The sequence below is a fragment of the Bradyrhizobium sp. PSBB068 genome (genome assembly GCA_016839165.1).
In the GTDB taxonomy this organism is placed as follows: domain Bacteria; phylum Pseudomonadota; class Alphaproteobacteria; order Rhizobiales; family Xanthobacteraceae; genus Bradyrhizobium.
Genome location: CP069300.1, coordinates 6,574,730 through 6,598,038, shown reverse-complemented (window position 1 = coordinate 6,598,038; position 23,309 = coordinate 6,574,730). Strand labels below are relative to the sequence as shown.

Genomic DNA, 23,309 nt, shown 5'->3' with positions numbered 1-23,309 from the left:
GTCGTCATCACGGCCTTCCGGTCGTGATGGCGCGCATCTGCGCGAACTGAGTGGGACGTCTGTGCGTAGTCGAAGAGATCATAGGGTTTTTGGGTATCGTTCGCGATGCCGAGGCGGGTTGCGTGTGTCGGCTGCGGCACTCACCGTGGTTGGATCCGTAGCAACCGTCGTTCCGGTGTATGCAGCGAAGGAGGCGGCGAAGGATTCCGCGGCTGCGGCCGCAGCGCCGGCAGCGGGCAAGCAGCCGGCTCAGGCGAACGCGCCGGCGCAAAAGCCGTCCGCGCCGCTGCAGCGCTTCGACATCGACGACTTCGCCGTACAGGGCGCCGAAAAGCTGCCGCAGGTCGAGATCGAGGAGGCGATCTACCCGTTCCTTGGTCCGGGCAAGACTTCGGAGGACGTCGAGAAAGCGCGGGCCGCGCTGGAGAAGGCGTATCACGACAAGGGATTCCAGACCGTCAGCGTCGCGGTCCCGCAGCAGAACGTGACCGGCGGCGTGGTCACCCTCAAGGTGTCCGAGCTGAAGGTCGGGCGGTTGCGGGTGAAGAACTCGCGCTATTTCGATCTCGACCGGATCAAGGACAGCGCGCCTTCGCTGAAGGAGGGCAGTGTTCCCAATTTCACCGATGTCACCAAGGACATCGTGTCGCTCAACCAGTGGCCGGATCGCCGTGTCACCCCGGCGTTGCGTGCCGGCGTGACACCCGGCACCGTCGACGTCGATCTCAATGTCGAGGACAAGGCGCCGTTCCACGCCAGCCTCGAAGTCAACAACCGGCAATCGCCCTCCACTACGGCGAGCCGCGTCTCCGCCACCGTGCACTACGACAATCTGTGGCAGCTCGGCCATTCGCTGAGCTTCACCTATCAGGTCGCGCCGGAACGGCCGAGCGACGCCGAGGTGTTCTCCGGCTCCTACATGGCGCGGATACCGAACGCCGATTGGCTCAATCTGCTGTTCTACGGCGTGAAGTCGAACAGCAATGTCGCGACGATCGGCGGCACCAATGTGGTCGGTCCCGGTATGATCATCGGCGAACGGGCCGTGATTACGCTGCCCACCCGCGAGGGCCTGTTCCACACGCTGTCGCTCGGCATGGACTACAAGCACTTCGACCAGAACGTGACGGTCGGTACCGGCGGTTTCTCGTCACCCGTCACCTACTATCCTCTCGTCGCGACCTATGGTGCGACGTTCCAGGAAGAGAAATTCACGACCCAGTTCAATGCCGCCATCACCTACAACATCCGGACGCTGAGCAGCCCTTGGGACGAGTTCGACGCGAAGCGCTACAAGGCTTCGCCGAGCTTCACCCATTTCAATATGGACGTCTCGCATACCCAGGAGCTGCCGGAAGGCTTCCAGCTCTACGGCAAGGTGCAGGGACAGATGGCGGACGGTCCGCTGGTCTCGAGCGAACAGTTCAGCCTCGGCGGTCTCGATACAGTTCGCGGTTATCTCGAATCGGAGATGCTCGGCGACAACGGCGCCGTCGCCAATATCGAGCTGCGCACGCCCAACGTCGGCAGCATGCTGCAAGGCGAGCTGAAGAGCGAGACCGGTGATGGCAAGCCGCGCTTCGTCACGTTCAACGACTGGCGCTTCTTCATCTTCGCCGACGTCGGCTACGCGGCGGTCCAGCAGCCGCTGCCTGAGCAGGTGTCCTCTTTCGCGGCGTGGAGCTATGGCGTCGGCACGCGCTTCAAGACGTTCGAATATTTCAACGGCATGGTCGTGCTCGCGGTACCGGGGACTACTCCACCGGAATCGCTGCCGGGACTTCCCGGAGTCGCGCTGCCGGGAGTCTTGCTAACCGGTACGCACGCAAACGTTCCGCGCGTGAACTTTCGAATCTGGGGTGAATTCTGATGGGAATGGGTCTTACTCTCGAGCGACGCACGCGCCGGGCGGCGCTGCGCCGCGGCATTGCGAACGCTGCGACGGCATTGTTGTTCGGGCTCGTCGCCTTGGTGACATCGCTCGCGCCGGCGAACGCCTGGTGGAACGACGAATGGTCGCTGCGCAAGAAGATCACGGTCGACGTCAGCGCGTCGGGCGCCAACGTCACCGATCCGATCGGGGCGACGGCGGTGCTGGTGCGGCTGCATGTCGGCAATTTCCGCTTCAGCTCGGCAAAGGATGACGGCAGCGACCTGCGGTTCGTCGCCGGTGACGACAAGACGCCGCTGAAGCATCACATCGAGAAGTTCGATTCGCTGCTTGGCGAGGGTCTGGTCTGGGTTGCGGTGCCGAACATCGCGCCGGGCGCACGGACCGATATCTGGCTCTATTACGGCAACAAGAAAGCGCTCGCGACCAGCGACCCCAAGGGAACCTACGATCCGGATACCCTGACGGTCTATCACTTCAACGAGCGCGGCACGCCGGCGATCGATTCCTCGGTGTGGGCCAACAACGCCCAAAGCGTCGGCCAGCCGGCGGACGGTTCGCTGATCGGGACCGGCTTGCGGCTCGACGGCCGCGCTCCGGTGACCGTGCCCGCCTCGCCGTCGCTCGCATCGCCCGATGGCGCCGCGCTGACCTGGTCGGCCTGGATCAAGCCGGCCGCGCTACAGCCGAACGCCGCGCTGTTCAGCCGGCGTGACGGCGCCAACGCGCTGGTCATCGGCGTCGACAATGGGAGCCCGTTCATCGAAGTCACCAAGGCGGGCACGGTGCAGCGCTCGAGCGCCGGGGCACCGGTGGCGGCCGGCAGCTGGCATCATGTCGCCGTCGTTGCCGGAAACGGCCAGGTCACGCTCTACCTCGACGGCGTGTCCTATGCCGCGCTCAGCGCGAGCCTGCCGGCTCTCAATACTGTTGGCCTGATCGGAGGAGACACGTCGACCTCCAGCGCTTCTCCGATCGCGCCTGCGACGGCCCCGTCCGCAGCAACACCGTCAGTGCCCCCTGATGCGTCGGCTGCGGACGGTGGCGCCACGCCTGCGGCAACGCCCGACGCGGCGGCAACTCCGGCTCCAGCGCCCGCTGCCGCCATGGCCGGCTTCGTCGGCGATGTCGACGAGCTGCAGATCAGCAAGGTCGCGCGGCCCGCCGGACTGATCAAGGTGATGGCGATCGGGCAGGGCCCCGACCAGGGCAAGCTGATGTCCTTCAGCGTCGACGAGGAGACCGCCAGCTGGCTGTCCGGCTACTTCGCGGTGATCCTGAAGTCGGTGACGCTCGACGGCTGGGTTGTGATCGGCATTCTCCTGATCATGGCCGCGATCAGCTGGGTGGTGATGTTCGACCGGGCCTCGTATCTCAGCAGGCAGGCCAAGGCGAATGCCCAGTTCATGAAGGGCTTCCGTGAGATCGCCGCCGATCTCACCATGCTGGATCGCGGCGATGCCGACGACATCTCGACGCTGGGCGGACGCCTCACCGAGGCCGACGCCAAGATGATGCGCTCGTCCTCGCTCTACCGCATCTATCACATCGGCGCGGCGGAAATCCGCCACCGCTTCGGCAACAATCCGCAGCGCGTGCCGGTGCTCTCGGCGGCTTCGATCGCGGCGATCCGCGCGGCGCTCGATAGCGGCGTCGTCAAGGAGATGCAGCGGCTCAACCGCCTGATGGTGGTGTTGACGATCGCGATCTCCGGCGGTCCGTTTCTCGGCCTGCTCGGCACCGTGGTCGGCGTCATGATCACCTTCGCGGCGATCGCGGCCAGCGGCGACGTCAACGTCAACGCGATCGCGCCCGGCATCGCTGCAGCGCTGGTGGCGACCGTCGCCGGTCTCGGCGTCGCGATCCCGGCGCTGTTCGGCTACAACTACCTGATCTCCCGGATCAAGGACCTGACCAGCGACATCCAGGTCTTCGTCGACGAGTTCGTGACCAAGATGGCGGAATTCTATTCCGCCGACCGGCCGGACCCGATCGAACGCCGCATCGCCGCGGAGTAACGGCGATGCAGATCCAGGCCGATTCCAAACCCTATGACGACATCAACATCACGCCGATGTTGGACCTCGCCTACGTGCTGCTGGTGATCTTCATCATCATGACGACCGCGACCGTGCAGGGCCAGAAGGTCAATCTGCCGAAGGCCTCGGCGGCGCCGAGCCTTGCGACCCAGACCACTAAGGCGATCACGGTCGCCAATGACGGCAAGATCTTCCTCGACACGATACCGGTGACGCTGCCCGAGCTCGAGCAGCGGCTGATCCAGCAGAAGGCGCTGACGCCGGAATTTCCCGTGGTGCTGCGCGGCGATGCGCAGGCGCAGTACCAGAGCGTGATGGACGTGTTCGACCTGCTCAGCCGCATCGGCCTGAGCCAGGTCGGGCTCGCCACCAAGCCGCTCGTGAAGTGAGGCAGCCGAGAAGCGACGCCATGATCACGACGCAGCCATCACCTTTCTCATTGACCGAGCGCCGGACGCTACGGTCTTGGCTGAGCAGCATGATGCGGGCATTCGATGATGGCTGCGGTGCCGCAGACGTCACGCGCACCGATCCCGTGGCGCAGGTGTCGATCCGCGGCAGTGCCGAGCTTCCGCTGGCGCCGGTTGCAGCGGACCTGCGCGAGGAGCCGCGCGGCGAGGTGGTGGCATTCCCCCTTCATGGCGAGGCCCTGCTGGTGAAGCTCGCGGACGTGCTGCGCAGGTACGTCGCCGGCCGCGAGCCCGCTGGCGATCCGTTGTGGCTGACGATCTCGCGATGCCCGTGGGTCCGCCTCTCGATCGACGAGATGGCCCATGTGGATTATCTGAGCGAGGTCGAGACCTTTCATGCGGCGATCGAAGCGGGTCCCGACACCAAGGTCATCCTGAAGACCACGGATTTCGACGCGCTCGCCAGCTTCGTCACGCAGTATGTCGATGAAAGGCTGCGCGATCGCACCTCGGTGGAGGCCGCGCCATGAACGCGCCGATGCGGGACCAGAACGCGCAGGCCGCGCGTACAACGCCGGCAGCTGACGATCAGAAGGTTGCCGTCGCCTCCGCCACAGCGCCGGCCCGCAAGGCTGCCGCCCGGAAGGGCGAGCGCAGTGTGCTGCTGCGTTACGGCGCGGTCGTGGCGGTGGTCGCGTTGTTCCTCTGCGGCATCGTCTATTTCTTCCTCGGCCACGACGACATGCCGCCGCCGCGCCAGGTGCGCGATCTCACCATCGTCAATGTGACGCTGCCGCCGCCACCTCCGCCTCCGCCGCCACAGCCGCAGCCCGAGCAGAAGATGATCGAGCAGCCCAAGATGGCGGAGCCCGAATTCAAGGAAGAGAAGCCGGTCGACAAGCCGAAGGACGAGCCGGCCAAGGACGCCAAGAACGACGAGCCGCCCGGTCCGCTGTCGCTTGATGCCAAGCCGACCGGACCCGGCGATCTGTTCAATCTCGGCGGCAAGCCCGGCGGCAGCCCGTATGGCGGCGGCGGCGGCGGTGGCAGCCGCTGGGGTTGGTACACCACGATCATCACCTCGCAGGTCGAAGCGGCGATCCGCGCCAACCCGAAGACGCGCAACATGGCGACGCAGATCCAGGTGCGGCTCTGGGTGGACGGCTCCGGCCACGTCACCCGCGTCGTCCTGACGCCGTCGTCCGGCAATCCGGAGGTCGATGCGGCGCTTCGCAACGAGGTGATCGGCAGCCTGACGCTGCGCGAGCCGCCACCCAAGGACATGCCGATGCCGGTGGTCACACGCGTCACGGCGCGCCGGCCGAGCTGACGAGACCAACCGACAAGACGACCAACGACCAACCTACGAACTTAAATGTGCGAGTGAGAACTGGGGGACTGATGTTTAAGAAACGAGCTCACGCAGAATGGCGCGCGTTACCGCTTGCGGTGTCGCTGGGCGCGCTCGCCTGCGCAACGCCGGCCGTGGGCCAGACCGCGGACCAGGCTGCCGACCAGGCTCCCGCCGCCGCGGCGAAGCGTACCGATGCCAAGAAGCCGAAGGTGTCGAGCACCAAGCCGACATCGTCGAACGCCACCGTCAACCTCGTCAATCTGCTGGTGCAGCAGGGCGTCCTCAAGGAGGACCAGGCCCAGGCGCTGATCAAGCAGGCCGAGGACGAGGCCTATGTCTCCCGCCAGGCTGCCAAGGATGCCACAACCAAGGCCGACGACGCCACCAAGGCCGCAACCGCAGCCGCTGCGGCGGCGCAGCCGCCCGGCACAAGGCACGTCACCTACGTTCCCGAAGTCGTCAAAAGACAGTTACGGGAAGAGATTAAGCAGGAGGTGATGGCCAAGGCACAGAAGGAAAACTGGGCGTCGCCCGGAACCTATCCGGAGTGGGCGCAGCGCATCCGCTTCTACGGCGACGCGCGCGTGCGCTATCAGGGCAATTACTTCCCGACCGGCAACGACCAGGCCGGCGCCGCGAACTTCAACGCGATCAATACCGGTTCGCCGTATGACGTTTCGCTCGTCTCGAATCCGTATTTCGGGCCGACCTACGACACCACGCAGGACCGCAACCAGTTCCGCTTCCGCGGCCGGCTCGGCATGGAAGCCGACCTGCTGTACGGGTTCACGGCTGGCTTGCGCATCGCGACCGGCGAAAACAATTCACCAGTGTCGACCAACCAGACGCTTGGTGGCAGCGGGGGCAACTTCTCGAAATATTCGCTCTGGCTCGATCGCGGTTACGTCAACTGGAAGGGTTGGAATGGCGATCTGAGCCTGTCGGCAGGCCGTTTCGACAACCCGTTCTGGTCCCCGACCGATCTGGTCTGGTACAAGGAGCTCGGCTTCGACGGCTTCGCCGTTCAGGCCAAGCACGAGGTGTGGGAAGGCTTCACGCCGTTCGCGGTCGGCGGCGCATTCCCGATCTACAACACCGATTTCAACTTCGGAAAGAACCTGGGGGATACGGCCACCGGGGCGCCAGTCAAATACGCGAGCCACGACAAGTGGCTGTTCGGAGGCCAGGTCGGCTTCAATGCGCGCTTCAGTCCGGAATACGCGTTCCGGTTCGGCGTCGCCTACTACGACTTCGACAATGTGCAGGGCCAGCTTTCCAGCCCCTGCATCGTCGAGGTGGCTGCCGACGTTTGCAACACCGACATCACCCGGCCGTCCTTTGCGCAGAAGGGAAATACCTATTTCCCGCTGCGTAGGATCATCGCCGACGCCCCCGGAATCGGCAACAATGGCGGTACCTCCTTCCTGTACCAGTATTTCGGACTGGTCAGCGAATATCGCCCGGTGGTCGTCAGTGGACAGCTCGATCTCGGACATTTCCATCCGACCCACATCGTGCTCGACGGCGAGTACGTCAACAACACCGCGTTCAGCCGCTCCACTATGAACGCTGCGGCCGCAACTTACGGCGTGCTGATGAACAATCGCGGGCCGAGTCCGGATGGCGGCAACACGCCCGGTCCCTTCAACGGCGGCAATCAGGGTTGGCTCGGCCGCGTCACGGTCGGCGACCGGGAGATCAAGCATCTCTGGGATTGGAACGTCCACGCCGGCTACAAATACCTGGAGTCGGATGCCACCATCGATGCCTTCGCAGACTCCGATTTCGGTCTCGGCGGCACCAACCTGAAGGGCTATTTCGTCGGCGGCAATATCGGTCTTGGCGAGAACGTCTGGGCGAGCTTGCGCTGGATGAGCGCCAACAGCATCGCCGGCAGTCCCTATGCCGTCGACGTCCTGCAAGTCGACCTCAACGCGAAGTTCTGACCATGCGCATCGCACTCTTTGTCCTGATGATGGTGGTCGGAGCATTGAGCTCCGGCACCGCATCCGCCCAGTCCGAGACCGACCGCCTGCGCGAGGCCCTGCGCAGCGCGACGGCGCAGACCCGTGCGCTGGAAGACCAGCGCACGGCGCTGCAAGCGAAAGTCGCCGACGCCGATCGCGAAAAGGCGGCGGCCAAGAAGGAGGTCGATGACCTCAAGGCGCAGCTGAAGAAGGCCGACAAGGAACATCGCGACGCGGTCGACGAGTTCAATCAACGGCTCGCCGAACGCGACGAGACCTTGGAGAAGTGGAAGTCGGCCTATGAGGAGGCGGCCACAGTCGCCCGCACCAAGGACGCCGAGCGCGCCAAGTTCGAGGGTGAGGCCACTGCCTACAAGGCCAGCACCAAGAGCTGCATCGCCAAGAACACCCTGCTGGTCAAGGCCGGCAAGGAGATGGTGCAGCGCTACAAGGACCTGACCATCGGCGAGATCGTGGTTTCGCGTGAGCCGATGATCCAGCAGCGCCGGGTCGAAATCCAGAACCAGCTGCAGGAAAGCCAGGACAAGTTCCTCGATCAGAAGGTGAATCCATGACGACCGCCCCTATCGTGAAGCCGCTTTGCTCGATCGGCCTCGCCGTCGTCGTTGCGGCTTTCGTTGTGCCGATCGATGCGTCGGCGCAAGCGCAGGCTCCCGCGCCGCGGACGGTGCAGGCTCCGGTCAGGAAGCCGCAGCCCCAGCCCGCGACGCAGGCGCAAGCCGCCGCCACCCCTGCGCCGGCTGCTCCGGTCGCGGCCGCGCCGAAGGCCGCGACCGTTCCGGAGAATGTCGTCGCGCGGGTCGGCGACACCAACATCTCGGCCGATGACCTGCGCAGCTATGTCGCGGCACTTGCGCCGCGCGAGCAGGCTGCGCTGGCGAAGGATCCGGCCATGCTCAGCCAGACCGTGCGGCTTCTGCTTGCCAACCGCCTCGTGCTGCAGGAGGCGGTTGCGAAGAAGTGGGATCAGCAACCCAGCGTCGCGGCGCAGCTCGAGCGGGCCCGCGAGGGCGCGGTGGTCGAGCTTTACCTGCAATCGGTGTCGACGCCGCCGGCGAGCTTCCCGAGCGAAGACGACCTGCAGAAGGTCTATGAAGCCAACCGCGCCGCATTCCTGATGCCGCGGCAGTTCCAGCTCACGCAGATCTACATCGCCGCTCCGAAGGAGGGCGACAAGGCCGCCGAAGACAAGGCGAAGCAGGAGCTCGACGACGTGCAGCGCAAGCTGAGGGCGCCGGGAGCGGACTTTGCGGCGATCGCGCGCGGCGACAACAACGCTGCCAAGGATGCCGCAGATCTCGGATGGGTTGCCGAGAACCAGATTCGTCCGGAGATCCGCAGCCAGGTGATGGGGCTCGCCAAGAACAGCGTGTCCGAGCCGATCAAGCTCGACGACGGCTGGCACATCATCAAGCTGATCGACACCAAGGCGTCCTACACCCGCACCTTGCCGGAGGTGCGCGACCAGCTGGTGCAGCAGATCCGCTCCGAGCGGTCGACCATGATGCGCCGGGCCTATCTCGCCGAGCTGCTGAAGCAGCATCCGCCCGTCCTCAATGAACTTGCGTTGTCGAGCCTGCTCGACGGATCGAAGAAGTAGTACGGAGATCAGAATGTCCGAGACCATCACCAAGCTCACCATCGAGGGATTGCGCGACAATTTCCAGAGCGTCGGCTATCGCGTCGAAACGCTGACCGATCCGGTCGCCAACACGACCTATCTGCGCTCGGCGACCGCGGGGCTTGGTTTCGAGATCCGGCCGGGAAACCAGCTGGTCGGCGAGGAACAGAGCTTTGTCGACACCACGCTGGTCACCACGCTCCAGGTGCAGGGTGAGCTGCCGCTCGACCTCGTCAATCGCTGGAACACGACGCGGCGGTTCGGACGGCTGCAGTTCAGCCATCCGTTCCTGATGTTCTGCATGGATATCTCCGTCGCCGGCGGCGTGGCGCCGAACTTCGTCCGCGCGCAGATCGAGATCTGGGACCGGCTGGTTCAGGAGCTGATCGCCTATCTGCGCGAGGAGCTGCCGAAGCTCGCCGCGCGGAACGGCGCGGCGGCTGCTGCCCCGCAGCCCGGTGCGCCGGTCCAGCAGCCGTCGCACGAGCGCGCCGCGGAAGCGGAGGCGGTCCCCACCATCCAGTAGTCGCGCTGACGCGCGACCAGCAGGACCGCAAGCGATCGATGAATGATGTTGCCCCCACGATGCAGGCGAGCAGCTTTGGCCGATGGCCGAAGCTGATCGATCCTGCGCGTCGTCGGGGCACCTGCATCGCGGCTGGCGGCCTTGCACTCGCGCTCTGTCTTGCGCAGCCCGTTCATGCCGGGGGTGAGAGCGCGGCGCCGTCATTCAGTACGCGCTTCGCCGCCGTCGAGCAGGCCGAACCTTCCGTCGACACCACGGCAAAGCCGCCGGCTGAGGCGACGACGAAGCCGGCCGCGCCGGCCAGGGATTCAGCGAAGGATACAGCGAAGGATGCCGGCGGGAAAAACCTGCCGGCTCCACCCGTGAGCCAGCCTGCGGTTTCGGACGCGCGGATGCGCTATCGCGCACTGATCGAGAAGGAGGCCGCGGGAAGCGGGCTTGCGCCGGAGATCGCCGAGGCGGTGATGGGCGTGGAGAGCGGCTATAATCCCGATGTGATCGGCGGCGTCGGCGAAATCGGACTGATGCAGCTGCTGCCCTCGACCGCGCGCATGCTCGGTTTTTCCGGCTCGCTCGCCGAGCTCGCGATTCCCGAAAACAACATTCACTTCGGTGTCATGTATCTTGCGCAGGCGTGGCGCCTTGCCGGTGGTGACCTGTGCACCGCAGTCATGAAGTACCGTGCAGGCCATGGCGAGACCCGCTTCTCGTATCTGTCGGTGAATTATTGCGTCGCAGTGCGCGCGCGGCTGTTTGCCCGCGGCTTTCGCGTGACGGGAACCGTACCGGTCGCGACCTTCGGCGAGCCCGGGCGCGCTGGTGGCGGCGGTGGATGCGGCCGCAAATGTCTCGGCGCGGGCGGCCTCATCGGGCGCGTCGATCTGGTCGCGCTCAACACCAGGCTGAACGCGCTTGTGATCCAGGCCCGGGGAGGGAAATAGCAAGCGGGCTCGTCGCCGAAGCTGATTCCGTTGCCTTGATATCCTCCCTCGGCTTCCTATCGTTTGAAACAGTTCTGGTTCTGCAAGGAGCAGCACCGATGAAAGCATTCACCTTGGCGATTGCCATGGCCGGATTGGCGGCGATGCAAGCGCAAGCGCAGACACCGCAGCCGCAGCACACGCCGTTGCCGGAAATCGTCGTCGGCACGCCGCCGCCGCCGACAGTCAATCTCAACCGCGACAGCAGCGGCAGTCCCGGCCGGGCTGCGGCGAGAGGTAGCAGCAGCGGTGGCAACAGTGGTGGCAGCGGTACCGAGCGCTGCGGCGATGCGGCCTCGCTTGGCTGCATCAACGAGCGGTTGAAGAAGCAGGTCGATCAGGTCAATCCGCCGGTAACGAATACGCCGCCGATCGACGCGAAATCGTCGGATCTCAAGGTGGGCGTGGTCAACGTCCCGGCAGTGCAGCAGCAATATGGCCGCAACTTCGGGATCTCGGCGATTCCCTATCGCCCGGCGGCGCCGGTTTTCAGCCATCGATAGATAACGCGGAATTCTCGTCCGTCTCGAACAGATCGTGACGCCGTCACATTTCTGACGATGGGCATATGGAAAATAGAGAGAGCAACGGTTTGCTGATTCCATGCGAAAATCTGACGTGACGTGCCCCCATTGCCAGGCCGGCTATCGCCGGATCGAATTGACGTCGAAGGGCGGCGTCGCCGGTGAGTTTCGTTGCCTGGTGTGTGACCACATGATCGAGCTGATGGACGGCTCGACCGATGTCGCCTTTCGGCTGACTGTGCAGCCGGGCAAGACGTCCTACGCCTACTGACGTTCATGCGCGCGAGAACCGTTTTCGGCGTCCTCGCCGGCAAGAAACCGCAGTCCGAATCATTCGCCGCGGATATCGCTCGGCGCCTTGTTGGTCCAGCGGTGGAACGCGCGCCTGAAATTCGCCGCGTCGCTGAACCCGAGCGCCAATGCGATGTCTTCATTGGCCAGCGTCGTGTTGCGGAGATATCTCAGGGCAATCTGGGTCCGCAACTCGTCGTGCAGTACGCGGAATGAAAAGCCTTGCTGGCGGAGCTGGCGCCGCAGTGACCGGTCGTTCATGCCGAGCTGCCTTGCGATCGCCTCGAACGTCGGCGGATTTGCGATATCGCGAAGCAGGATGGCGCGGATCTTTCCGGCTACCCCGGTGCGCAATCTCAGATCTCCCAGCAAGTCGTCGCATAACGCCACGATGGTCGGATACGTCGTCTTGTTGCCGAGATCGGCGCTGCGATCCAGCCATTGCGCCTTGAACACGATCTGGTTGGCCGGCTGATCGAACCGCACCGGGCATCCGACATGATCGAGCGGAAGATCGAAGTCCGTCGCCTGCGGATAGGCGAGCGTGATTTCGGTGGGGGAAAAGCCCGGCCCCATGATGTCGCGCATCAGCGAGATGTGGATGCCGATCTGCATCTCGGCGACGAACCGGTAGAGCGTCGAATCGGCAAGCGCGTGCAGATTGGGTTCGATGGTCCATCGTGCCGCGGCCTTGTCCTCGACGAAGTCGATTGCCGCCAGCGGCGCCGCGAGCGCGTGGTAGCGCATCGCGAACTCCATGGCTTTGCGAAAGTCCGGGCAGCACAGCAGCGCATAGCCGTACATTCCGTATGTCGAGATGTGGATCGACGCGCCGATGCGATAGGGCAGGTGACGGTCGCGCGACAGTCGCAGCGCGTTCTGACAGACGGTCATCAACTGCGTCAACGAAATCCGCGCCTGCGGCGAATGGACGTCGGCCAGCGGAATGTTGGTGTCGCGCAGGATGGCCTCGGCCGGGACGCCGGCGCCGGCCAGCATGTCGAAGACAGCGCCGAACTTGGTCGCTTCATAGACCTTGTCGCGGGTGCCGACGGTCAGGATGTCGGAGCGAGAGCCCCCAGGCTTCTTCAGTCGCATGGTTGGTTGCAAAGGGAACCAGCCTTTCCTTCGGTCCGGAAGCAGGACATCGCGAGAGCAGGGCAAAGCCGATTCCCGCCCACCAACACCGCGGAAACATAGCCGGTTCACGGCACAACCCAAGCCTTATCCGAGGCTTATCAATGGGGCATTGTTGTTGCAGAGCAGCAAAAAGCGGAGCGGGGGAGAAGCTGCTGGAGACGGCGAAGCGGATCGTTTCGGTCAAGACCGTTGCTGTCGATGAGGGCAGCTTGTCCGCTTGAGACCCGGCAGATGTCCGATTCGGACCTTCACAAATCTCGGGCGTCACGCGAGGCTTCGTCCTAATGTCACGTCGTCAAACCGTTGTGGCGCAGGACGGCAGACCACACGATCCGCTCGCTTAGAACGGCGGACGCAACGGTCGGAGGAAATACCAGGTCGAGGGAGGCTTCCATGGTCGGAAGGCTGATTCAGACTGCCCAATCCGCATATCAATATCCGCTCATCTTCAAGCAGCTCTGGCACACGCCGCGCGTGCAGGCGCCGGATCAGGAGATCGTCTATCGCGATCTCAAGCGCTTCACCTACCGACAGATCAGGGAGCGGATCGGCCGTCTCGCCTCGGCGTTGAGCAAGGCCGGCGTCGAGCCCGGCGACACCGTCGGCGTGCTCGAATGGGACAGCAACCGCTTCCTCGAAGCGTTCTTCGCGATCCCGATGATGGCGGCGGTGTTGCAGACGGTGAATGTCCGCCTGTCGCCGGAGCAGATCGCCTACACGATCAACCATGCCAGCGCCTCGACGCTGCTCGTCAACGATGAGTTCGTGGGATTGCTGGAAGGCATGAAGGGACAGCTGCCGAATGTGAAACGGATGATCGTGATGTCGGACCGGCCGATGCCGCAGACCGGCAGCCTGTCCTTCATCGGTGAATATGAGAACCTGCTGGCGGCCGCCTCGCCCGATTACGACTTCCCGGACTTTGACGAGAACACCCAGGCCACCACCTTCTACACCACCGGCACGACCGGATTGCCGAAGGGCGTCTACTACAGCCACCGCCAGCTCGTGCTGCATTCGATCGCGGGACTGGCGCTGTTCGGCATGGCCGGCTCGCAAGGCCGCTTCTCGCGCGACGACGTCTATATGCCGATCACGCCGATGTTCCACGTCCACGCCTGGGGCTTTCCTTGGTCGGCAACGCTTGCCGGCACCAAGCAGGTCTATCCCGGCCGCTACGAGCCGGCGATGCTGGTCAAGCTGATCAAGAGCGAGGGCGTCACCTTCACCCATGGCGTGCCGACCATCCTGCAGATGCTGCTCAACGCCGCCGCTGCGGCCAAGGTCGATCTTCATGGGCTGAAGATGGTGATCGGCGGGTCGGCCCTGCCGAAGGCGCTGGCCAAGCAGGCGCTCGAGGCCGGCATCGACATCTTTGCCGGTTACGGCATGTCGGAGACCGGGCCGCTCGCCGCGGTGTCCCATGTCAGCTCCAGGGATCTCAGCGGCGACCCCGCCGGCGAGGTCGAATTCCGCACCAGGGCCGGCATCGCCGGTCCGCTGGTCGAACTGCGCATCGTCGATCCCGACATGAAGGACATCCCGCATGACGGCAAGTCAGCCGGCGAGATCGTGCTGCGTGCGCCCTGGCTGACCCAGGGCTACTACAACAATCCGGAGGGCTCGGAGCAGCTCTGGGCCGGCGGCTATCTGCACACCAGCGATATCGCGGTGATCAGTCCGGGCGGCCATGTTCACATCACCGACCGGATCAAGGACGTGATCAAGACCGGTGGCGAATGGGTCTCCTCGCTGCAGATCGAGGACCTGATCTCGCAATGCGCCGGAGTGGCCGAGGCCGCGGTGATCGGCGTCAAAGACGAGAAATGGGGCGAGCGGCCGCTTGCGCTCGTGGTCAAGAAGCCATCCGGCGCCGACAGCCTCACCGATGCATCGATTAAGGAGCATCTCAAGCAATTCGCCGACCAGGGCGTGATCTCGAAATATGGCATCCCCGGCACGATCATGTTCATCGACAGCATTCCCAAGACCAGCGTCGGCAAGATCAACAAGAAGGAGCTGCGCGAGCAATACGGCGACATGTGACGGGACAAGCACGCCAAAGAAACGATCGAGGAGGACAACAAAATGAGCAACCTCACACTGGCCGGCCTGGGCGAACATGTCGGAAAGGAGCTCGGGCTCTCCGACTGGGTCGCGATCGATCAGCAACGCATCGACACGTTCGCGTCCTGCACCGGCGATCACCAATGGATTCATGTCGACGTCGAACGGGCCAGGCGCGAGAGCCCATTCCGCGGTCCGATTGCGCATGGCTATCTGACGCTCGCGATGGTGGCGCCGCTGGCGATGCAGGTCGGCATCATTCCGCGCGACGCCGCCGCCGGGCTGAACTACGGGGTCGACAAGGTCCGCTTCCTGACGCCGGTGCCCGCGGGCGCAAGGGTGCGGCTGCGGGTTGTCTTGTCCGGCATCGAGCCGAGGGACGGCGGCCAGGTGATCATGAAAACCCTGAACACGCTGGAGGTCGAGGGATCGGAGAAGCCTGCTCTGATCGCCGAGACGCTGGCGCTCCTGATTCCCGCAGCGGGAGCAAAGCAATGAGTACGGAAAAAAGCGCCCCGGATCAGCCGGCCTCCGACATGTCCGAGGCCGCGTCGCGCAACACGCTGGCGCTCAATCCACTGGTCGGCATCCAGGGCCAGGATCTGGTCGAGGGCGCCGGCATCCTGTTCAAGGCCGTCATCAACGAACCGAAGGTCGCGACCGAGCAGTGGCTGTCATTCGTCAGCGAGCTCGGCTCGATCGCCGCCGGCAAGTCGGAGCGAGCGCCGAAGGCGGGCGACAAGCGATTTAACGATCCAACCTGGAAGGAGAGCTCGCTGCATTCGGGCCTGCTCAAGGCCTATCTGGCCTGGGGCGAGGCGGTCAGCGGCCTGGTCGACAAGACCAGCCTCAGCGACATCGACAAGCAGCGCGCGCATCTGATCACGGATATCCTGATCGACGCGGTTGCGCCGACCAACACCATGGTCACCAACCCGGCGGCAGTACGCAAGTTCATCGACACCGGTGGACAGAGCCTGTGGAGCGGCCTGAAGAACTACATCGGCGATCTCACGCAGAATCGCGGCATGCCGTCGATGGTGGACATGAAGGCCTTCAAGGTCGGCGAGAACCTCGCGACCACGCCGGGCGCCGTGATCTTCCGCAACGAGCTGCTCGAGCTGATCCAGTACACGCCGACCACGCCGATGGTCGGGAAGCGGCCGCTGGTGATCACGCCGCCGCAGATCAACAAGTACTACGCGCTCGATCTCTCGCCGGACAAGAGCATGGTCCGCTTCCTGCTGGAGAGCGGCATCCAGGTCTTTGCGGTGAGCTGGCGCAATCCGACCGCGGCGCATCGTGACTGGGGGCTCGACACCTACGTCGCCGCGCTGGACGAGGCGGTCGACGCGGCGCGCGAGATCTCCGGCAGTGAAGACGTCTCGATGATGGGATCCTGCTCCGGCGGCATCACGGCGACGGCCTATTTCTCGACGCTCGGCTCCGCGGCCGATAAGAAGATCAAGAATCTCGTGCTGGCGGTCTGCCTGCTCGATCCGAGAGCGCGTTCGGCTGCCTGATGACGCCCGAGACCATGCGGGCGGCGAAGGCGTCGTCACAATTGCGCGGCATCGTCGACGGCCACGACCTGGCGCGGATGTTCGCCTGGATGCGGCCCAACGACCTGATCTGGAACTACTGGGTCAACAACTATCTGCTCGGCAACCAGCCGCCGGCGTTCGACATTCTGTACTGGAACGCCGATACCACCCGCCTGCCGGCGGCGCTGCACGGCGACTATCTCGATCTCTATTTCTCCAACCCGTTCGTCAACGCCGGCAAGCTGACGCTCAACGACAAGACCATCGACATGAGCAAGGTCAAGGCCGACAGCTACGTCGTCGCGGGCATGACCGACCACATCACGCCGTGGAAGGGCGTCTACAAGACCGCCCAGATCATGGGCGAGGGCACCACCTTCTGCTGTCGAACAGCGGGCACCTGCAGAGTCTGCTCAATCCGCCGAGCAATCCGAAGGCCTCCTTCATGATCGGGCCGGCGTCCGCGAACAAGCCCGATGCGTTCATGGCCTCGGCCGAGAAGCGCAAGGGAAGCTGGTGGCTCGACTGGCGCGACTGGCTGCAGCCGCGCTCGGGCGAGGAGGTCAGTGCGCCGGCCGCGCTCGGCAGCGCGCGCCATCCGATCCTCGCCAAAGCGCCGGGAACCTACGTCTTTGACTGAGGATCTCACCAGCGCCGACACCGCAAGCCCATCGCCCGACAGGCAGCGAGGCGCGATCGAGACGCGGCAGGTCACGATCGACGGCCAGCTGCTTCAGGTCGCGATCAGGCGCGGCAGCGGCAGCCGGCCGCCACTCCTGCTGTTCAACGGGATCGGCGCCAATTGGGAGCTGGCAAAGCCGTTCCTCGACGCGCTCACCGGCACGTCAGCCATCATCTTCGACGTCCCCGGCGTCGGCGGCTCGCCGAGACCGGCGTGGCCGTATCGCCCGTCGACGCTGGCGCGGCTTGCCGCCGATCTCGTCGCCGAGCTGGGCTACGCCGAGGTCGACGTCGCCGGCGTGTCCTGGGGCGGCGGGATTGCGCAGCAATTCGCACACCAATTTCCGAAACGCTGCCGCCGGCTGGTGCTTGCGGCGACCGCGCCGGGTTTCACCATGGTGCCGGCAAGTCCGTCGGTGTTGTGGAAGATGGCGACGCCGCGCCGCTATACCGACAAGGATTACATGAACCGGATCGCCGCCGATATCTATGGCGGGGCGTTTCGCGATGATCCCTCACTGATCGGCCGGCACGCCGCTGCGATGCATGGCGCGCGCAGCATGGGCTATTTCTACCAGCTGCTGGCGATGACCGGCTGGACCAGCCTGCCCTGGCTGTGGTCGCTGCCGCAGCCGACGCTGATCCTGATGGGCCGTGACGATCCGCTGGTGCCTCCGATCAACGGGCACATCATGGCGAGCCTGATCCCGAACGCAGAGCTGCATTTGATCGACGACGGGCACCTGTTCATCGTGACGCGGCCGGCGGAGACCGCGGGCCTGATCGAGGCGTTTCTCGCCGACGAGAGCCGACAGGCCGCGTCGCCAACCCTGCTCTCGCGGACCACCAGTTACCTCAGGGATCTCATTCCAACGTCCGGAGACCGGCGCCAGAACTCGTAACCACAGGAGGATATCGTGACGGATAACAGCTCATACATCGATATGCTGCGGAAATTCGGTACTGATCTCGGCTTGCCGAAGCTGAACGTGGACGAATTGCTGCAGACCCAGAAGAAGAACCTCGAGGCGCTCGGCCAGAGCGCGAAGGTCGCCGCACAGGGCGCGCAATCGGTGGCGCAGAAGCAGCGCGAGGTGCTGGAGGCCGGCCTGCGCGAGGCCTCGACGCTGGCGCGCGAGTACAAGCCGCTCGGCAAGGTTCAGGAGAACCTCGCCTTGCAGACCGAATTCGCGCGGAAGATGTTCGACATTGCGGTGAAGGGTGCCCAGGACAGCGCGTCGACCGCGCGGCAATCGACATCAGATGCGGTCAAGATCATCCAGGATCGCATGAAGGAGAGTTTTGAGGAGTTCCGCGCCAGCGTCCGTCCGAACAAATCGGCCTGAGATCGTCGGCCCGCACGCCGGCGCGGCCGGGCGGAAATGATGGATTGCTTCGCCGAGCCTGTCGTCCGGCGGCGCTTCGCGCCGATCGGCGGCTCGCAATGACGTGAATGACGTCACGCTACGGGTACGTCTGAATGCGACCCTGGCTCATTCGGCCGGCGGCATGCTGCCATGTCCGCTGCGCTGTCCGGCCGCGGCGTTCGCCCGCGAGAGCATGCCGAGCGCGACGAGCGCGGCGGCAAACCCTGCTGCCGCACCGACGCCGAGCGCCCAGCGCGGGCCGAGATGGTCGGCGACCCAGCCTACGATCGGTGCGCCGATCGGCGTGCCGCCTAGCGCGACGCCGAGCCGCAGCGCCATCACGCGCCCGCGCATCGCGGGCTCGGTCGAGAGTTGCATCAGTGCGTTCGAGGTATTCAGGATCGTCAATGAGGCGATGCCGATCACGACCAGGGCGGCGGCGAACAGCCAGTAGTTCGGCGCCAGCGCGGCCAGTGTACAGCCGACGCCGAAGATCGCCGAGCCCAGCATCAACGCGACAAAGCGCGGCTGGTCGCGTGTCGCCGCCAGCAGCGCTCCCGACATCGTCCCGATCGCCATCATCGATGACAGCAGGCCAAAGCCGCGCGCGTCGGTATGGAAGACGCCGACCGCCATGGTCGAGATGAAGATCGGAAAGTTCAGCCCGAAAGTGCCGATCAGAAACAGCATGACCAGGGTCGCCCTGAGATCGGGGCGGGACCAGACATAGTGAAATCCCTCCATGATGCCGCCGCTGGCACGGGCTGCGCGCGCATTCGGTCGCAGCTCGGATTTGCGCAGCAGGCACAGCGAGGTCAGCACCGCCATGAAGGACGCCCCGTTGAACAGGAACGCCCAGCCGGTGCCGACCGAGGCGATGACAAGGCCGGCCATCGCGGGGCCGACCATGCGCGCGGCGTTGAACGAGGTCGAGTTCAGCGCGATGGCGTTCGACAAGTCCCGATCACCGACCAGCTCGGCCACGAAAGTCTGGCGGACCGGGGCGTCGAGCGCGGCGCTGCAGCCGAACAGAAACGCGAACACATAGACGTGCCAGAGCTGCACCAGCCCGGTGACGGTGAGAACGCCGAGGATGAGCGACAATGTGCCCATCGTCGCCTGCGTCGCCATCAGCAGCCGCCGCTGGTTGAAGCGATCGGCGGCGAGTCCGGACCACGGCATCAGCAGGAGCTGCGGGCCGAATTGCAGCGCCATCACGATGCCGACGGCGGATGCGCTGTGATGTGTCAGCTGGGTCAGGACGAGCCAGTCCTGCGCGGCGCGCTGCATCCAGGTGCCGATGTTCGACACCAGCGCGCCGGCCGCCCAGACCCGGTAGTTGAAGCTTGCGAGTGATCGAAAGACGCGTCTCATGTTCGCTGTGGATCATTCCCGCCGTGGAACCGTCCGAACCGCCGCGCCATGACGATACCGAATAGAAGTCCGCCGAGACCGACGGCCGCGACATCGCTTGTGTTGCGGAGGGCGAATTCGCCGACGCGGCAGATCAGCAGATAGCCGACGAAAAGATTGAAGAAGCCCCAGATGATATTGACGGTCGACGTCGACAATCCTTCTCCCGGCGGTTTGGCGAACGGGGTCTGGAACGGTTCGCCCATGATGCCGGCGACGACATGCGGGATCGCGTTGGTGAGGAAGGCGCCGCCGAAGAAGTAGGCGACGAGGTCAAGCCAGTTCATGCGCGTGGATCCTTTCGAGCAGATCGATGATCGCCTGGGTCGAGCCGGTTTCACCGAGCCGGGGGAATACCTGTTCGATGCTGTAGTCATGGGCGTTCGGCCGCGCATCGGTCATGGCGTCGATCGCGAGCGTGACGTTGAGGCCGGCCTCAAAGGCCTGCCGTGCCGTGGATTCGACGCCGGTGCCGGTCGCAACGCCTGCGACCACGACATGCGTGACGCCGCGGGCCTTTAGCTGCATCTCCAGATCGGTGCTGGCAAAGGCGCCCCAGGTCCGCTTGGTGACGACGATGTCGCCCGGCTGCCGGTCAAGTTCCGGGAGCAGGTCGGTCCAGCCGTCGGGAAATGCACTGTTGTGGCGCGGACGCTCGGTTCGACCGGGGGCAACGCCGTCGACATTGACCAGCACGACCGGCAGTCCACGCCGCCGAAACGCATTGAGCAGGGCGCGGGCGCGCGCCACGACGTCGGCGAACGGATGAACGAAGGGCGCGCCGGCGAGCCCGGCCTGCAGATCGACGACGATGAGCGCGGTGATCGGATCGAGCGTCGTGAGGGCCATGATTGTTACCTTTTCAACCGGATGTTCTTCGCGATTGGCGGCGGCGACCGGCGTCAGTCCGCGACCAGCCGCTTCAGCAAGCCGACCGCGGCGGCGAGTTCATCCTGCTCCCGCGCCGACAGCCGCGCCGCGATGGTGCGCGCCAGCCAGTCCTGTCGCGCGGCGCGGCCGGTGCGCAGTCGCTCGCGGCAAATGTCGGTGAGCGACATGATTGTCTGGCGGCCATCGTCCGGATCCGGCGCACCGCGGACCAGGCCTGCGGCCTCGAGCGCCGAGATCGCCGAACTCATTGACTGCGGACGCATTCTCTCCGACCGCGCCAGGCTGGACACGGTCGCGGGGCCGTCCTTCTCGAGGCGCAGCAGCACCGCGACCTGCGACGGCGGCAGGTCGTCACGTTGCCCCTGCTCGCGCAGCCGGCGCTTCAGCGTTCCGATCAACAGGCGAAGATCTTCGGCGAGCGCGGATGTCCGCGCTGAGCCGGCACGGGCCGGTGAACTGTTCATGCCGGTGTGATGACACATATACAGGTAAACTGTAAAGCTTGCCTTCGCAGCTAATCTTCATATTGCCGTGATCGTCGGCGCTCGCGCTGAACGGGGGTTCAAATCTGAACGGTGCCTGAACCCGGTTCTGCGGCGCATCACTTTAGATTTTGTTGTCTTGTTGCGTGCGGTTCTCGATGACTGTATCCGCGCTCACGACGTGGGGTGTCTTCCCGCGGTGGCTCGCGGAGTTCTTTCAATGAAGCATGACGTCCGTTTCGCGGCGATCGGCGTGTCGATCGCTCTTGTCTGCCTTGCGCAACCGGCCGCGGCCAGGACGTGCGAGGCGCCACCGGCACTGACGTCGGTCGATCCACCGGGCTTCTACCAGAATGCAGGCGGATACGCGGAAGCGATCAAGCCGCTGCACGCGTTCATTGCAGAGGTCAACAAGGCCGCCGATGAACACGATCTGGATTGCGTCATGGACTTGCTTGCAGGCTGGGCGAGGGGAAGCGCCCTGCTGACATCAGGCGCCAATTATCAGAGCGATTTCGAGCGCTCCTGGGCCGGGACCGATTTCGCGCTCGCGCTGCTGCGCTTCCCGGCGGCACCCACCAAGGCCGATCATCGCTTCCAGCAGATCAAGCCGTGGCTGATCCGGATTGCCGAGGAAACCCGCGATGCGGATCGCATCAATCACCTCGGCAACAATCTGGTCTATTGGGCCGGCCTCGATCTGATGTCGATCGGCACCCTGACGGATCGCGGTGACCTGGTCGATGCCGGCATCTCCCGGGCGCGTCAGGGCATCAGGGATATCGGCCCGCATGGCGAACTGGAACGCGAGTTGAAGCGCGGCGAGCGCGCGCTGCACTACCACAATTTTGCGCTCACGCCGCTGGTGTTCTGCGCCGAACTCGCGAGCCGGCGGAACATCGACCTCTATGCCGAGAACAATGGAGCGATCCATCGGCTCGCTGGCCTGATCGTGCGCGCCGTCAAGGATGAGCGCAGTTTCGGCGCTCGCACCCAGGTTCAGCAGCAACTCTTCCCCTGGACCTTCCAGGGCGATCTCGCCTGGATGGAGCCGTACTACGCCCGGTTTCACAGCCCGGACTTGCCGGCGATCATCCGCGCGAGACGGCCATTCAACAATCCAAGGCTCGGTGGCAACGTGACGGCAGTTTGGGGCGCGCCCCTGCCGAACAGCTGACGGAGCAGTCATGGCGAGGGCTTTCTGCTTGCTTCTCGCGCTTGGTTCAACGCGCGTTCTGCTTACGCTCGCGGCTCTTCTGGGCGCGATCTCCGCGGCGCGGGCCGGCGAGGCCGCCGTCGGCGTCAACGTCATCAATCCCTATGTGCTCAGCGTCGCGGATCAGAATGCTATGCTGGATGCGATCCATGCAGCCGGCGTGTCGGTCATCCGCGCCTCCATCACGCTGGACGACAAGGGCATCGACTACGCCGAGCGAGCCTGGCAGCGCGGCATCAGGATCGAGTGGCTGATCTACCATTTCGGCGGCTACGATCCGTTCGGAAGCACGCCGCTGTCCGCTGCCGACCCCGAGCAATTCCACGCGACATTGCAGCCGGTCCTCGATCGCCTGGAAGCCAAGGGCATCGTTCTGGCCGCCTTCGAACTCGGCAACGAGATCAATCTTTCCGGCACCAATCCGGAATTCGTCAAGCCGGTCGGCCGCGCACGCCAGCTCAGCCTGTCCGATCTGGAGAATGATCCGCAAGGGCAGCGCGTGGCGGGCGGTATGGGCGCCGAGGCGGGACGCTGCGCGCTACCAGATGACGCGTGCGCAAATCAGCGCCAGCGGCAGGACCGCAAGACCGATCGGAACCCATCTGCGCATGTCAACAGGATCCCGCGAATATCGGAAGATCTGGATGCAAACGAAGAAGCAGACGGCGGCACCGAGCAGGATGCGGAACAGGTCAGAAGGGGTGTCGTACAAAGTCGCAAAGCTCTCATTCTGGGGCATGGCCACCCGGGCCGTTGTTACCACCACGACGAGCAGAAAAAGCGTCCTTAGAACGAGACCGAGAAACCGCATAGGCGTGCCAGCCATCACTCTGTTCGAGTCGAACTATAGCACGAATCCGGCAACAAAATAAGCATCTGCACAA

General features: G+C 64.6%; 26 protein-coding genes. 21 read left to right on the top strand and 5 right to left on the bottom strand.

Annotated elements, in window-relative coordinates; all coding sequences use genetic code 11:
- Nucleotides 1-61: 61 nt before the first annotated feature.
- The 12 genes from JQ507_30625 to JQ507_30570 all read left to right on the top strand — a co-directional run bounded on the left by JQ507_30625 (nucleotide 62) and on the right by JQ507_30570 (nucleotide 11,604).
- Complete coding sequence (locus JQ507_30625) at nucleotides 62-1,870, top strand: ShlB/FhaC/HecB family hemolysin secretion/activation protein (protein ID QRI69182.1); 1,809 nt, start codon at nucleotides 62-64, stop codon at nucleotides 1,868-1,870.
- 5 nt (nucleotides 1,871-1,875) lie between these two features.
- Entirely contained in the window at nucleotides 1,876-3,909 is a 2,034-nt protein-coding gene (locus JQ507_30620; GenBank protein QRI69181.1) for a DUF2341 domain-containing protein, read from the top strand.
- Between the two features lie 5 nt (nucleotides 3,910-3,914).
- Complete coding sequence (locus JQ507_30615; GenBank protein QRI69180.1) at nucleotides 3,915-4,319, top strand: biopolymer transporter ExbD; 405 nt, start codon at nucleotides 3,915-3,917, stop codon at nucleotides 4,317-4,319.
- A gap of 185 nt (nucleotides 4,320-4,504) precedes the next feature.
- Nucleotides 4,505-4,870, top strand: a complete 366-nt coding sequence (locus JQ507_30610) for a hypothetical protein (protein QRI73585.1) — start codon at nucleotides 4,505-4,507, stop codon at nucleotides 4,868-4,870.
- 8 nt (nucleotides 4,871-4,878) lie between these two features.
- A complete protein-coding gene (locus JQ507_30605) occupies nucleotides 4,879-5,670 on the top strand; it encodes a TonB C-terminal domain-containing protein (protein ID QRI73584.1) in 792 nt (263 codons plus the stop codon).
- Nucleotides 5,671-5,741: 71 nt separating this feature from the next.
- On the top strand, nucleotides 5,742-7,640 hold the full coding sequence (locus JQ507_30600; protein QRI69179.1) for a putative porin: 1,899 nt from the start codon (nucleotides 5,742-5,744) through the stop codon (nucleotides 7,638-7,640).
- Between the two features lie 2 nt (nucleotides 7,641-7,642).
- Entirely contained in the window at nucleotides 7,643-8,236 is a 594-nt protein-coding gene (locus JQ507_30595) for a hypothetical protein (GenBank protein QRI69178.1), read from the top strand.
- The gene (locus JQ507_30590) at nucleotides 8,233-9,282 is read left to right on the top strand and encodes a peptidylprolyl isomerase (protein QRI69177.1); all 1,050 of its coding nucleotides are present in this window, start codon (nucleotides 8,233-8,235) and stop codon (nucleotides 9,280-9,282) included. The genes JQ507_30595 and JQ507_30590 overlap by 4 nt, the downstream gene beginning before the upstream one ends.
- 13 nt (nucleotides 9,283-9,295) lie before the next feature.
- Complete coding sequence (locus JQ507_30585; GenBank protein QRI69176.1) at nucleotides 9,296-9,829, top strand: YbjN domain-containing protein; 534 nt, start codon at nucleotides 9,296-9,298, stop codon at nucleotides 9,827-9,829.
- A 59-nt stretch (nucleotides 9,830-9,888) separates the two neighbouring features.
- Nucleotides 9,889-10,770 (top strand): lytic transglycosylase domain-containing protein, encoded by an 882-nt coding sequence (locus JQ507_30580; GenBank protein QRI73583.1) that lies wholly within the window; start codon nucleotides 9,889-9,891, stop codon nucleotides 10,768-10,770.
- 347 nt (nucleotides 10,771-11,117) lie between these two features.
- Nucleotides 11,118-11,312, top strand: a complete 195-nt coding sequence (locus JQ507_30575; protein QRI73582.1) for a hypothetical protein — start codon at nucleotides 11,118-11,120, stop codon at nucleotides 11,310-11,312.
- A gap of 100 nt (nucleotides 11,313-11,412) precedes the next feature.
- Nucleotides 11,413-11,604 (top strand): hypothetical protein, encoded by a 192-nt coding sequence (locus JQ507_30570; protein QRI69175.1) that lies wholly within the window; start codon nucleotides 11,413-11,415, stop codon nucleotides 11,602-11,604.
- A 59-nt stretch (nucleotides 11,605-11,663) separates the two neighbouring features.
- Here the strand turns inward: JQ507_30570 and JQ507_30565 are convergent, their stop codons facing one another.
- Nucleotides 11,664-12,722 (bottom strand): AraC family transcriptional regulator, encoded by a 1,059-nt coding sequence (locus JQ507_30565; GenBank protein QRI69174.1) that lies wholly within the window; start codon nucleotides 12,720-12,722, stop codon nucleotides 11,664-11,666.
- A 435-nt stretch (nucleotides 12,723-13,157) separates the two neighbouring features.
- On the opposite strand from JQ507_30565, the gene JQ507_30560 reads away from it, so the two are divergent.
- Genes JQ507_30560 through phaP form a run of 7 tightly spaced genes read left to right on the top strand, consistent with a single transcriptional unit; the run spans nucleotide 13,158 to nucleotide 18,402 of the window.
- A complete protein-coding gene (locus tag JQ507_30560; protein ID QRI69173.1) occupies nucleotides 13,158-14,810 on the top strand; it encodes a fatty acid--CoA ligase in 1,653 nt (550 codons plus the stop codon).
- 42 nt (nucleotides 14,811-14,852) lie between these two features.
- Complete coding sequence (locus JQ507_30555; GenBank protein QRI69172.1) at nucleotides 14,853-15,329, top strand: MaoC family dehydratase; 477 nt, start codon at nucleotides 14,853-14,855, stop codon at nucleotides 15,327-15,329.
- Entirely contained in the window at nucleotides 15,326-16,354 is a 1,029-nt protein-coding gene (locus JQ507_30550) for a hypothetical protein (GenBank protein QRI69171.1), read from the top strand. Before JQ507_30555 ends, JQ507_30550 begins: the two co-directional genes overlap by 4 nt.
- On the top strand, nucleotides 16,354-16,824 hold the full coding sequence (locus JQ507_30545) for an alpha/beta fold hydrolase (protein ID QRI69170.1): 471 nt from the start codon (nucleotides 16,354-16,356) through the stop codon (nucleotides 16,822-16,824). The genes JQ507_30550 and JQ507_30545 overlap by 1 nt, the downstream gene beginning before the upstream one ends.
- The gene (locus tag JQ507_30540) at nucleotides 16,821-17,015 is read left to right on the top strand and encodes a hypothetical protein (GenBank protein QRI69169.1); all 195 of its coding nucleotides are present in this window, start codon (nucleotides 16,821-16,823) and stop codon (nucleotides 17,013-17,015) included. The genes JQ507_30545 and JQ507_30540 overlap by 4 nt, the downstream gene beginning before the upstream one ends.
- Before the next feature lie 55 nt (nucleotides 17,016-17,070).
- Nucleotides 17,071-17,958, top strand: coding sequence for a poly(3-hydroxyalkanoate) depolymerase (phaZ, locus tag JQ507_30535; protein ID QRI73581.1), 888 nt, complete (start codon nucleotides 17,071-17,073; stop codon nucleotides 17,956-17,958).
- A 15-nt stretch (nucleotides 17,959-17,973) separates the two neighbouring features.
- Nucleotides 17,974-18,402 carry a TIGR01841 family phasin gene (gene phaP / locus JQ507_30530; protein QRI69168.1) on the top strand — a complete coding sequence of 143 codons (429 nt, stop codon included), beginning with the start codon at nucleotides 17,974-17,976 and terminating at the stop codon, nucleotides 18,400-18,402.
- Nucleotides 18,403-18,549: 147 nt separating this feature from the next.
- On the opposite strand, the gene JQ507_30525 is transcribed toward phaP, so the two are convergent.
- Genes JQ507_30525 through JQ507_30510 form a run of 4 tightly spaced genes read right to left on the bottom strand, consistent with a single transcriptional unit; the run spans nucleotide 18,550 to nucleotide 21,191 of the window.
- A complete protein-coding gene (locus tag JQ507_30525) occupies nucleotides 18,550-19,797 on the bottom strand; it encodes an MFS transporter (GenBank protein ID QRI69167.1) in 1,248 nt (415 codons plus the stop codon).
- Nucleotides 19,794-20,123 carry a hypothetical protein gene (locus JQ507_30520; protein ID QRI69166.1) on the bottom strand — a complete coding sequence of 110 codons (330 nt, stop codon included), beginning with the start codon at nucleotides 20,121-20,123 and terminating at the stop codon, nucleotides 19,794-19,796. Before JQ507_30520 ends, JQ507_30525 begins: the two co-directional genes overlap by 4 nt.
- Nucleotides 20,110-20,685: an isochorismatase family protein gene (locus JQ507_30515; GenBank protein ID QRI69165.1), complete on the bottom strand. Its 576-nt coding sequence runs from the start codon at nucleotides 20,683-20,685 to the stop codon at nucleotides 20,110-20,112. The genes JQ507_30520 and JQ507_30515 overlap by 14 nt, the downstream gene beginning before the upstream one ends.
- Nucleotides 20,686-20,738: 53 nt before the next feature.
- The gene (locus JQ507_30510) at nucleotides 20,739-21,191 is read right to left on the bottom strand and encodes a MarR family transcriptional regulator (GenBank protein ID QRI69164.1); all 453 of its coding nucleotides are present in this window, start codon (nucleotides 21,189-21,191) and stop codon (nucleotides 20,739-20,741) included.
- Between the two features lie 238 nt (nucleotides 21,192-21,429).
- On the opposite strand from JQ507_30510, the gene JQ507_30505 reads away from it, so the two are divergent.
- Entirely contained in the window at nucleotides 21,430-22,386 is a 957-nt protein-coding gene (locus JQ507_30505) for an alginate lyase family protein (GenBank protein ID QRI69163.1), read from the top strand.
- Between the two features lie 10 nt (nucleotides 22,387-22,396).
- Nucleotides 22,397-23,215, top strand: coding sequence for a hypothetical protein (locus tag JQ507_30500; protein QRI69162.1), 819 nt, complete (start codon nucleotides 22,397-22,399; stop codon nucleotides 23,213-23,215).
- Nucleotides 23,216-23,309 lie beyond the last annotated feature (94 nt).